The organism is Robertmurraya mangrovi (genome assembly GCF_034427655.1).
Taxonomy (GTDB): domain Bacteria; phylum Bacillota; class Bacilli; order Bacillales; family Cytobacillaceae; genus Robertmurraya_A; species Robertmurraya_A mangrovi.
This window is the reverse complement of the sequence record NZ_JAXOFX010000006.1, coordinates 209,094-219,829: the sequence shown is the minus strand read 5'-3', so window position 1 is coordinate 219,829 and position 10,736 is coordinate 209,094. Positions and strand designations below refer to the sequence as shown.

Sequence of the window (10,736 nt, the reverse complement as noted above, 5' to 3'; positions counted from 1 at the left end):
CTTTATTTTATCAGAAGTGGTCCTTATTTTTATTCCAAAAATAATTAGAGCCGGTGAAATTTTACTCGTCGTAAAATTTCACCGGCTTTTTCATCTTTGAGGTGGGTTTTGTCCCAGGCTCTTCTAACAGTTATTTTCTTTAGTAGCGATGTCTTTCACAACATCTTCTAAAGTAACGTTTTTTAGAACCTTCTCCATTGCTAATTGTGCAGCTGTGAATAAAGGCTCAATTGTATTCTGGATGTTCCTTCCTACAAGACAATCAGGATGTGAACTTTCGTGTATGCTAAACAGCTCTTTTTCATGGACAACATTTACTGCCTTATATACGTCGAACAGAGTGATACTAGATAATTCCTTTGCGAGTTTAGCACCTGCAATTCCTGGATTTACTTCTATCAAACCAGCTTTTTTTAACATCCCCATTAGTTTTCTTATAACAGCTGGATTCGTATTAACACTCTTGGCTATAAATTCAGAAGAAGTAACTCCTTCCTTATTTAATTCAATTAGAGCCAATATATGAATTCCTACTGCAAATCGACTGCTGATGGACATGTTCAGTCACCGCCTCTATCTACTATTACTATTTTTCTTTATCATGTAATTGTTTTGATTACAAGTTTTATTATACCAAAATATGAACAAAATCATATATAATATTTCACCTGTTGACAAAACAGTTACATGTAACTAAACTAAATACATGTAGTCAATGTTGTTACAGATAAATCATAAACGGAGGGAATACTAATGAAAATTTTAGTTACTGGGGCAACGGGAAAATTAGGTTCAAAGGTTGTTGAATCGTTATTGAAATCAGTACCTGCAAGTAATGTGGTGGTAAGTGTCCGAAATCCAGAGAAAGCAGAAGGACTTCGTAATCGTGGAGTGGAAGTTCGTCAAGGTGATTTTGACCGACCAGAAACATTAGATCATGCTTTTAAAGGCATTGACCGATTATTAATTATTTCTGCTGATGGTGACAATGAAACAAGAATTCAACAACATGCTAATGCTGTTCAAGCAGCTGAACGTGCAGGGGTAAAATTTATTGCTTACACAAGCATAGCCAATGCTACTGAAAGCAAAAATTTAATGGCTCCACCTCATGTTGCGACTGAAGCAGCTATCATTAAAACGGGTATCCCGTATTCTTTCCTACGTAACAATTGGTATTTGGAAAACGAAATTGGAGGCATTCAAGGTGCTCTTGCAGGAGCTCCATGGGTAACATCTGCTGGGGAAGGTAAAGTAGGTTGGGCACTACAACAAGATTACGCTGATGCTGCTGCAGCCGTCCTAGTTGGAAACGGACATGAAAATACAGTGTATGAACTTTCAGGTCCACTTTTAACTCAAGATGAATTGGCATCTGCTCTTGGGAATGTACTGGGTAAAGATATACCTGTACAACAAGTTAGTGACGAACAATATGCAGAAATCATGAGAGGCTTAGGTTTACCTGATTTTGTGATCCCGATTGTTGTAGGGATTCAAGAAAGCATTCGGAATGGTTCACTAGAAGTAAATAGCAATGATTTCGAGAAAATTCTTGGTCGTCCAATTACTCCGATTAATGAAGCATTGAACCAACTCGTTAAACAAATTTCATAAACAACATAAAAGAATAATGAAGATTTGGAATACTCCTTTGATAAACAAAAAAGCTACCGTACTTGGTAGCTTTTTTGTCTAGTCTTTAGCAAGCTTATCCCTATTTAGTGCAACAGGAGGTTTCTCCATCCACTCATTTTTTATCATAAAGGTTTTTATATTTTCTTCATATTGATACACATCAGCCATTATCTTTGCATATGTAGTTTTTAAATCTTTTCGGATACTTACTGCTGCACTATATCCATAACTGGCGATACCATCACGATTAAGTTGGTCTAATAGATAAGATATTAATTTATCCGAAAAAGGAGATGTTTTACCATCCAAAACATTTGTATCCCAAGTCATTGAAATAGGCAAATCATTTTGAATTAAAATATCACCTAATTTTTCTATAATATTTAAAGATAATTCTTTTCCATGTTGCAATAAACTCATTAATTCCTGATTAGATGTAGATTGGATAAATCCTATTAATAAGTTTTTACCAATATAGTTCATAAAAACATTTTTGTGTAGCTCATTTGCTTCTCTTGCCGTTAATTCTCTATTATCATTAAAGAAGTTACCCAAAAATCCTTTATCTGCAACGGGGCTTGTTTCATGAGTGGAGGTAATGGAAGGAGGTCTTACAAAGACTCCCTTTTCCAATAGAACAGTTGTTGTACGTACATATAAACTTGAAACGTTTTTTAATTGCTCGTGGAAGAAATTGCGGATATCCTCCCTTACTGAATCGGATAGTGCCATACTTGTTAAGGCCATTCCAATTTTAGACATATTATTTAAATAAAATAGTATAAAAACATCCGTATACATCTTAGGGGCATTTGGATTTAGATCATCTCTAATGTTAAAGCCTTTGGGGATTGGATAGTTTTCACTTCGTAGAACAGATTCAAAAAATTGTACAGCAGATTTAGAAATAGAACCCGCCTCACTACAAAGAGATTTAACTTCTTCTAGTTCTGATGTTAAGGTAAGATACTCCAAAATAACATTTGACATACTATTATTCATTAACTGTTCCCAACAGTGTGCTAACTCACCCGCAGTTAACTTTGCAGCCTTTGTATTATCCATATAATCAAATCCTTTTTAAGATTAATTTTATATTCTATTACAAGTATCTGGTTTTTTTTTATCAATTATGTAATATTGCATGGAAAATTAATAATTTTTTGGTTTGAGAAGGGAGATATCATAACTAAAAAGGGCTTTTCAAATATTCAGCAAATGGAACTTCGCTACCTGCTAATTGAATTCACCCTCCTCTAGAGACCTATAAAGTAAAATCTTTTCGTAATAGAAACCTTGTTAAGAACATGCACTAGAAAAAATATAAATCATATATAGATGATATCCCGTTTGAATCCTTGAGGAGGATAATATGAAACCTATGTTACCTAGTGAAAAATATTTCGGTAATTTAGAACTAGTTTATACATTTTATGGGGCTATGCCTACAGGTGTTACTGTTTCAGAAACTCGTCGTATTTTTATTTGCTTTCCGAAATGGGGAGACGATGTTAAATTTACGGTTGCGGAAATTGTTGGGGATAAATTGCAGCCTTATCCTAATTTACAAACTAATTTGGTTTCCCCTGAGAATATCCTGATGACTTTCATTAGTGTGCAAAGTGTAGTGGCTGATGGAAGGGGAACGCTTTGGATATTGGATACAGCGGCACCTAATTTTTCTGAACCTATTAAAGGGGGGGCAAAGTTAGTTGCTGTAGATTTAGCAACTAATACAATAAGAAAAGTATATACCTTTACAGAAGATGTTGTCCTACCTACAACTTATCTGAATGATGTCCGTTTTGATTTTCGTGTTGGAACGGCAGGTTATGCCTATATAACGGACTCTTCTTCAAGAGGACCAGGAGCTATTATCGTTGTAGATTTATCGAATGGAGACGCGTTTAGACGGTTAAATGGTGCAAATTCAACTTCACCCGATCCCTATTTTTTACCGAAAGTAGAAGGTCAAATTTTAATGAATCGAAACAAAGATGGTTCAACTTCTCCATTTAGATTGGCGTCTGACGGTATTGCGATTTCTCCTGATGGAAAGGTATTATTTTTTTGTCCACTAACAAGTCGTCATCTGTTCTCAATCTCAACAGTAGCCCTGAGAGACCAAACGATACCGGATATGGATTTACCTTATCATGTGGAGTATTGGGGAGAAAAAGGTGCATCTGATGGTATGATCAGCGATGCAAAGGGAACGGTTTATGCTGGGGATTATGAAAACAACAGTATCCGTAAAATATTGCCAAATGGCATAATGGAAACTATCGCTCATGATCCGAGAATTTTATGGCCGGATACTTTTTCAATTGGTCCGGATCAATATTTGTATGTCATAGTGAACCAATTACATCGGCAGCCTAGATTTCATTATGGAAAAGACCTACGACAGAAACCTTATAGCTTACTTCGTATAAAAATTAATGAATTTCCTGCTCCGACCTTTTCATAATATAGATTAAATCAAACACTAGAAAGCAAGAAGTATTAATTTTATTTACTTCTGCGAAATAAACTAAAAATGGTTTGCTAGGAACAGTTTTCTGGTGATTGTTAAACTGTTCCTTGGAAGTTTTATAATGTCGGTAAGTTCAATGCTGTATTGATATTATTTAAATCCAAACTGATTTGTTCGTTTGTATTCCAAGCATGGTACCATCCTTTTTCTGCCATATATGTGGATATTTGTTCATGCATATCAAGAGCATCCACTAAATGGCGAGTGAGCATTTCTTTAATTTCCGGTGTTCCTGCCTCCGTAACTGCCATGGCATAATTTCTAACTCCACTTTTAGCCGAAATGAGTAGATCCATTGTAACCACTTGATCCGATAATGCGTCCATGCCAGTTATAGTTTCAATGATTGGATTCATGTTCATTCACCTCCTAATTTACTGCTTAGCATTGGAAAGGATAGAAGTGTATTCTTGTAATTGTCTCGTAGATACATCAATATCTTGCTGCATAATATCTTTTAATTGCTGATCTGTAACTAACGCTTTCATCGTTTTGGATTTAGTTAAACAAGTGGTCTTAAATGCCGCCATCTCATGGACCTCAAGAACTTCATGTAAGGCGTAGTTCATTTTTTATACCTCCTTCCTTAAGGTTTCAACACAACTTTTATACATTCATCCATTTTTGTGTCAAAAATCTCATAGCCATGCTTTGCTTCACTAAGTGGAAGTACATGACTCACAACATCTCCTGGATCAATTTTACCTGTCGAAACTAATTCAAACATATATGGCATATAGTGAATTACAGGAGCTTGCCCAGAGCGGATATTAATATTTCTCTGCATAATATCTCCAAATGGGAAACCATTATATCTGCCCCCGTAAACGCCAGTAACTTGAATTGTCCCGCCTTTACGCACTGCTTGTGAAGCCATGATAAACGCACTTAATGCTCCGCCTTGAAGCTTCATTCCGCTCGCAAGGAACTCCATATCAGTCATTTTACCGTCCATACCAACAGCGTCAATGACAACATCCGCACCGCCTTTGGTGATTTCCTTAAGATAATTTCCTACATTCTCATGGTCCTCAAAGTTAACAATTTCTACTTTGTTGGTACGCTTGGCGTGCTGCAGGCGATAATTGACATAATCAACGGCAATGACTCGCTTTGCCCCTTTTAACCAACAGAATTTTTGAGCAAAAAGACCAACTGGACCACAGCCAAAAACAATAACTGTATCTCCATCCTTCACGCCTGCATTGTCAACACTCCAAAAACCTGTAGTCATAGCGTCAGAGATAACGGATAATTTTTCATCTGGTTCTTCACAGGTCTCTGGAATTTTGAAATGAGTAAAGTTGGCAAACGGCACTCTTAAATATTCAGCTTGCCCGCCTGGATAGCCACCCGTATTACCAGAATATCCGAAATAGGCACCCATATCACCATTATCATTTGAATTATCACATTGGCTTTCCAAATGGTTTTTACAATAAGTGCATTCACCGCATGCTATATTAAAAGGGATAATGACTCGATCTCCCTTTTTTACCTTAGTCACATCTGGACCAACTTCTTCGACAATTCCCATAGGTTCATGGCCGATAATATAGTCTTCCTGCATATTTGGAATCATTCCATGAATTAAATGTAAATCAGACCCACATATAGCTGTACTCGTTACTTTAATAATCATGTCATCTGGTTTTTCAATCTTTGGATCTGGAACTTCTTTGACTACAACATTTTTAATACCTTGATACGTAACTGCCTTCATTGGTTACAGCCTCCAGTGTTAGTGATCATCCGGTGTCCGGTCAAACATACCTTTTCTATTGGTCTCAACAGGAAATAGGTTCATTTTGGCAATCATCATTGTGTTGTTAGCAGAGAGTTGGTCTAGTTTATACTGTTCACTTAGTTCGTATGGATGGAACCATTTTTTATTAATCATTAGTTCTGTTATTTCTTGGTGCATGGCAATACCTTGCATTAATTGGTTTCGTAAGATGGTTCTAACGTCAGGTGATGCAGACTCCGTTAGTGCGACAGCAATATTTCGTACACCTTCTTTGGCACGAAGAAGTAAATCCATCGCAAATGTGGTATCTGCTAGCTCGGGTACGTGAAGCGAGTTTATAGGGTCTAAATAGTCATGATTCAATGAATTTGCCTCCTTATCAATTTACTATTGGTGTTGGCCGGTTTTGAGGAACAGGAGCTTCAAAAGGTGCACGTTGATAAACTGCCTGTAATTCTCCAAGCGCTTGCATGGATTGTTCAACATCTTTTTGCATTAATGCTCTCAAATCCTGATCAAATACGAGTCCTTGCATTAGTTTTGATTTCGCTAAGCAAAGGGTTTTGAAATTAATAATTTCGTGTAAATCCAATGATTCATGATCGGCTAATTTTTGATTATCCATTTCTAATGTACCTCCTTATTCCTTAATACAATCAATTGTATTGTTCCAAAATAGGAGAGAAACATTCTTTAATGTTTTTTAAAATTCGTTAATTAGCTATAAAGGTTGGAATATTCATAATTGGGGAATTCATTTATTGTGATAGCTGAGGATGATTGCTGTGGCGGTTTTTTTCTAATAGCTACAAAAATGTTCAACCAGAAATATCTGGTTGAACTTATGATACGAAAGGAATAAGAAACGCCTCAACCTTTGTACTCTTATTTTGATTAAGAACCTTCATCTAAGAAAAATCATAATTATTATTAAAGAAACGTCTTATAACAGACATTGAAATTCTGACCAATAAATAAGGAAAAAGAAAGCGAATAAAAAGTGGTTTTCCAATTCCAACCCTTTTTATATTTAACAAGCTGTGTATTAACTTGTTTCGGGTATCGGGTGGGATGTTATTACGTAGTAGAGAATAACTGCGTAGTAAAGAAAGGGTGATTAATTAGTGATTAATAAATAATAAAGGCGATGAAGTCATCGCCGTATTTAAACATCTTTATTTGAACGTTCCTTATGATAAATATAATCAACCCGTTCTTTAGTTTTCATAAGTAGTGAAGCTAAAATTGCAGTGTAAATAGATGTTATAAGGATTGCAATTATTCCTAAACCAGCCAGATTATTATTACGATACATTAATATCACCGCCTTTTCTATTAATGCTGCAACAATATCTTTCTCTTGAAACTTATTTTTATTCAATTGCAGTTAGATAATAATTTAATCAGCTTTTTGAAACATTCAGCGTTATTCCCTCAATTCATTACTCTTCTTTAAGACTATTTCCAAGAATTTTGATTATATTATTACGGTCAGCCTATGTACTAATTCGATAGTTTTTAGTTCGAAATATCCTTCACACATGAAAGAGTTCCAAATTGCAATAACTCATTCGGACCACTTTCAAACAAAGCGCTATTAATCTATCTGAAATCAAAAATACCTGTATTAGAGATTACTCCATAATACAGGCTTTTCGACGTTTTTGAACTTTTGCAAGTAGGAATATGCCCAGATTGACTTTTGATTATCCTTTAACTGACCTAAACCTAAAAAATATAAACTTGCTAAATGATAGAGTAATTAAAACCATAACGAGGGTTTGTATAGAATGGAGGTCTCCATCCTATTTCAGACATTGGCCAGGAATGATTGATATAATCCATCCTTACTTTTTCATCGGAATAGTTTACCAGCAATAATTTTACTTCCGGATTAAATTCGAATCGCAAAATAGCAGCCTCCTTGATATTTTATCTTACGTTTTACCTTATTCAAAGCCCATCATTGAGGAGCAAGTCTTTGTTTCCAAGATAGTCTGGAACAGGTACCCTTTAATATAATTTGTGGATTGGAAACAGGCACTTCACTTTTCTGCCCATCATACTGTAAACAGAACGTTTACTATCAGGAGGTTTGCCATGAGTCAAGATAAGATAGATCGCCAAATGCCACGGATGGATCAAATGCAAGATATGGTTTCTGTGAATCAAATGGATTCCATGGACCCAATGCACCAACCGCAAATGAATTATATGCAACAAGCGAATCAGATTCCTTATTACCAGATGCCTCAAATGCCTCAATATCACATGTCACAAATGGGTCAGTATCCAGGGGACAACGTAATGGGCCAATATCAAAAAAATCATGTAATGGGTACGAAGAATCAAATGAAGCTGCAGCAAATCCAACAGCTGCAACAAGCATTTGATGCAAACAAAGTGGAACACCCATACCCGATGTACCCTAACTATGGGAAAATAACTAGGTATGAGGAAATTCCGTTGAATTTGCCGGAACAGCGCCAGCTCTTTCATCCAGGTGTAGAAGGTTTAATGGTGCCCCGGCCGATCATAGAAAACCCAAATTACAAGGGCAGCGGAAAATTAAAAGGAAAGGTCGCGCTTATTACAGGTGGTGACAGCGGAATTGGGGCGGCAGTCGCAATTGCATTTGCCAAAGAAGGCGCGGACGTAGCCATCGCTTATTTAAATGAACATGAGGATGCAAACCGAACTAGAACGAGGATCGAACAACTCGGTCAGCGTTGTTTGTTAATGCCGGGTGACTTGCGGGATAAACAGCAGTGTGTTGCAATTGTAGAGCAAACCATAAGGACATTTGGCCGTCTGGATGTCCTCTGCAACCATGTAGGGATCCAGTTCCAGCAAAAGAGCCTAACGGACATTACGGACCAGCAATTCGATGATACATTTAAGGTGAATATCTATTCCCACTTCTATACAACCAGAGCAGCACTTCCATACATGAAACCGGGAAGTTCAATCATCCAAACTTCTTCTGTAGTGACTTATGTTGGAGAAAAACAAATGATTGATTACACTGCAACAAAGGGAGCTAACGTGGGATTCACGCGCGCATTGGCAAAAAATGTGGTAAATAGAGGGATCCGGGTTAATGCTGTAGCACCTGGGCGGATTTGGACACCTCTTATCGCAGCTAGCTTCTCATCAGACCAGGTTGCTGTATATGGTGCCTCTAACCCGATGCAACGGGTAGCCCATCCATTTGAACTTGCCCCAACATATGTGTATTTAGCTTCTGATGATTCTCGTTTCGTTACAGGCCAAGTGCTTCATGTAGACGGTGGGGAATCTACTCATTCATAATCAGCAGTTTAAATGGAATAAACTGAAAGAGAGGCGGCACTTAAAAGGTTGATGCAACCCTTTTGGAGCAGCCTCTTCTAGAGTGTGTTTGATCTCTTTGAAGATACTCTAGATAGTGTGGCGACAAAAAGATCGTTGAATGCCTATTTTTATATCAGTGATTATGAAAAGGAAGATGTTATTTTTATGGGTATGGTGGATGCAAAGGAATTGGGCGGAGCGAGTCAACAAGGGGACGGTGGTTGTGGTTTAATTACGATGTGATCCCTAAAAGATAGAGTGAAATCTAACTTTTCGGATGCCGAACAGAAGCGTCCCTTTGTTTTTTTAGCAATAATTTAATGAATGTTAGAGTGAAGAAAAATACTAAATGGTTTTAGTAGTCGTCAATATCGTATTATAAATTGTGTAACGTTTGAATAATTTTCCAAATCATCGGTTCATATTTTTTCATTAATTGATTAAAGCTCTCCATAACAATCCCTTTCAGGAAAGCGCGCTTACCAAATGTATTCCAGGGTAGGCTAAATATAACCAGATAAAAAAATTCTGTCGAAATGCCTAATCTTGTAAAAACGTAGAAAATACAGCAAAAAGTTAGAGATTTGAAGCCAAAAATAATCAAATAAGGGGAAAAGTAGGCTGATAGGGTACATTTTTGCTTGTTTGTTTTGGAATAATAATGAAGAAAATATAAATTGGAGATCATTTAATGAAGTCAAGAAACGAGCAATCTAGTTATAAAAGAAGGAACTTGAAAGAAGCTTTAGAAAATAATGCCGATATTCAGAGTGTGTCTTATCAAATAGATGGATTTCGTTCTGATTATGACAATTCTGCAGATATTACATATGAACATTAAAACAGGTGGGCGGTTCCTATTGTCTAAAAGAAACGATAAGCCCCGTCCATTTGTTTATACTATTTCCACGAACTCATTCCATTAAATTTATTTTCGCATTGCATTTTCCTAAAATAGAGGAGAGTTCTAATGTTGCAAAGAAAGACGAGGTCTGTCTCACAGGTGTAATTGTTGGTTCATCCGTAGGAACTATGGGACTTGTTATTTTTTCTATATACCGAAAAAATAATAGAGTTTGTTCAACTCTTGTCAGAAATGTGGAAAGGCATTTTGTCTTATTCATTCGTAAACAAGTTTAAACATGACAGGGATTAGAACCACGATTACAAAAGGCGTTCAACAATAATGTTGAAGGCTTCTATGTGCATGCCCCAAAACAGAAGGGAAATGTAAAAGAGCAGTTACGATATATGGCCGTTATATTCGTTGACCTGCGATTGGACTCAATCGTATCGAGGTATATCATATGTGTAACATTTAAATATAAGGATAAAACAGATGGGAAGGAAAAGAATGAGACAGAAACAGTGGAGGAATTTCTTGTGCTAACGGGCTGGTTAGGGCAAATATTCCGAAGCAGGTAAAGTATGGGGTAAGAGTGAAGTAATTCTTAATAAGTGTAGAAAGAAGCTATAAAATCC

Annotated in this window: 13 protein-coding genes and 1 pseudogene; 6 read left to right on the top strand and 8 right to left on the bottom strand. The window is 36.5% G+C overall.

Features of this window, described 5'->3' with window-relative positions; translation table 11 throughout:
• Positions 1-123: 123 nt before the first annotated feature.
• Complete coding sequence (locus SM124_RS11900) at positions 124-558, bottom strand: Rrf2 family transcriptional regulator (RefSeq protein WP_322446740.1); 435 nt, start codon at positions 556-558, stop codon at positions 124-126.
• 195 nt (positions 559-753) lie between these two features.
• Here SM124_RS11900 and SM124_RS11895 point away from each other — a divergent pair, with 195 nt between their 5' ends.
• The gene (locus tag SM124_RS11895) at positions 754-1,617 is read left to right on the top strand and encodes an SDR family oxidoreductase (RefSeq protein WP_322446739.1); all 864 of its coding nucleotides are present in this window, start codon (positions 754-756) and stop codon (positions 1,615-1,617) included.
• A gap of 78 nt (positions 1,618-1,695) precedes the next feature.
• Here the strand turns inward: SM124_RS11895 and SM124_RS11890 are convergent, their stop codons facing one another.
• Positions 1,696-2,703, bottom strand: coding sequence for a DUF3231 family protein (locus SM124_RS11890; RefSeq protein ID WP_322446738.1), 1,008 nt, complete (start codon positions 2,701-2,703; stop codon positions 1,696-1,698).
• A 307-nt stretch (positions 2,704-3,010) separates the two neighbouring features.
• Here SM124_RS11890 and SM124_RS11885 point away from each other — a divergent pair, with 307 nt between their 5' ends.
• Complete coding sequence (locus SM124_RS11885) at positions 3,011-4,108, top strand: L-dopachrome tautomerase-related protein (RefSeq protein WP_322446737.1); 1,098 nt, start codon at positions 3,011-3,013, stop codon at positions 4,106-4,108.
• A 122-nt stretch (positions 4,109-4,230) separates the two neighbouring features.
• Here SM124_RS11885 and SM124_RS11880 read toward each other — a convergent pair whose 3' ends face one another.
• The 6 genes from SM124_RS11880 to SM124_RS11855 form a co-directional block, all read right to left on the bottom strand.
• Positions 4,231-4,530, bottom strand: a complete 300-nt coding sequence (locus SM124_RS11880) for a spore coat protein (protein WP_322446736.1) — start codon at positions 4,528-4,530, stop codon at positions 4,231-4,233.
• Between the two features lie 18 nt (positions 4,531-4,548).
• Entirely contained in the window at positions 4,549-4,743 is a 195-nt protein-coding gene (locus SM124_RS11875; RefSeq protein ID WP_322446735.1) for a hypothetical protein, read from the bottom strand.
• A 17-nt stretch (positions 4,744-4,760) separates the two neighbouring features.
• Positions 4,761-5,897 carry a zinc-dependent alcohol dehydrogenase gene (locus SM124_RS11870; protein WP_322446734.1) on the bottom strand — a complete coding sequence of 379 codons (1,137 nt, stop codon included), beginning with the start codon at positions 5,895-5,897 and terminating at the stop codon, positions 4,761-4,763.
• Between the two features lie 18 nt (positions 5,898-5,915).
• On the bottom strand, positions 5,916-6,284 hold the full coding sequence (locus SM124_RS11865) for a spore coat protein (protein WP_322446733.1): 369 nt from the start codon (positions 6,282-6,284) through the stop codon (positions 5,916-5,918).
• Between the two features lie 16 nt (positions 6,285-6,300).
• On the bottom strand, positions 6,301-6,546 hold the full coding sequence (locus SM124_RS11860; RefSeq protein ID WP_322446732.1) for a spore gernimation protein GerQ: 246 nt from the start codon (positions 6,544-6,546) through the stop codon (positions 6,301-6,303).
• A gap of 1,121 nt (positions 6,547-7,667) precedes the next feature.
• Positions 7,668-7,832, bottom strand: coding sequence for a hypothetical protein (locus SM124_RS11855; RefSeq protein WP_322446731.1), 165 nt, complete (start codon positions 7,830-7,832; stop codon positions 7,668-7,670).
• Between the two features lie 423 nt (positions 7,833-8,255).
• On the opposite strand from SM124_RS11855, the gene SM124_RS11850 reads away from it, so the two are divergent.
• The 4 genes and pseudogenes from SM124_RS11850 to SM124_RS24155 all read left to right on the top strand — a co-directional run.
• The gene (locus SM124_RS11850; RefSeq protein ID WP_322446759.1) at positions 8,256-9,233 is read left to right on the top strand and encodes an SDR family oxidoreductase; all 978 of its coding nucleotides are present in this window, start codon (positions 8,256-8,258) and stop codon (positions 9,231-9,233) included.
• A gap of 84 nt (positions 9,234-9,317) precedes the next feature.
• Positions 9,318-9,497, top strand: coding sequence for a hypothetical protein (locus tag SM124_RS11845; RefSeq protein ID WP_322446730.1), 180 nt, complete (start codon positions 9,318-9,320; stop codon positions 9,495-9,497).
• Positions 9,498-9,945: 448 nt separating this feature from the next.
• Positions 9,946-10,095, top strand: coding sequence for a hypothetical protein (locus SM124_RS11840; RefSeq protein WP_322446729.1), 150 nt, complete (start codon positions 9,946-9,948; stop codon positions 10,093-10,095).
• A 311-nt stretch (positions 10,096-10,406) separates the two neighbouring features.
• A pseudogene (locus SM124_RS24155) lies at positions 10,407-10,637 on the top strand (transposase); the annotation flags it as partial.
• Between the last annotated feature and the right edge of the window lie 99 nt (positions 10,638-10,736).

Bases quoted from the DNA above. Each gene is read 5' to 3' on its own strand.
- SM124_RS11880 (WP_322446736.1), bottom strand. From the start codon at position 4,530: ATGAATCCAATCATTGAAACTATAACTGGCATGGACGCATTATCGGAT.
- SM124_RS11900 (WP_322446740.1), bottom strand. From the start codon at position 558: ATGTCCATCAGCAGTCGATTTGCAGTAGGAATTCATATATTGGCTCTA.
- SM124_RS11850 (WP_322446759.1), top strand. From the start codon at position 8,256: ATGGGTACGAAGAATCAAATGAAGCTGCAGCAAATCCAACAGCTGCAA.
- SM124_RS11895 (WP_322446739.1), top strand. From the start codon at position 754: ATGAAAATTTTAGTTACTGGGGCAACGGGAAAATTAGGTTCAAAGGTT.
- SM124_RS11860 (WP_322446732.1), bottom strand. From the start codon at position 6,546: ATGGATAATCAAAAATTAGCCGATCATGAATCATTGGATTTACACGAA.
- SM124_RS11890 (WP_322446738.1), bottom strand. From the start codon at position 2,703: ATGGATAATACAAAGGCTGCAAAGTTAACTGCGGGTGAGTTAGCACAC.
- SM124_RS11840 (WP_322446729.1), top strand. From the start codon at position 9,946: ATGAAGTCAAGAAACGAGCAATCTAGTTATAAAAGAAGGAACTTGAAA.
- SM124_RS11885 (WP_322446737.1), top strand. From the start codon at position 3,011: ATGAAACCTATGTTACCTAGTGAAAAATATTTCGGTAATTTAGAACTA.
- SM124_RS11870 (WP_322446734.1), bottom strand. From the start codon at position 5,897: ATGAAGGCAGTTACGTATCAAGGTATTAAAAATGTTGTAGTCAAAGAA.
- SM124_RS11875 (WP_322446735.1), bottom strand. From the start codon at position 4,743: ATGAACTACGCCTTACATGAAGTTCTTGAGGTCCATGAGATGGCGGCA.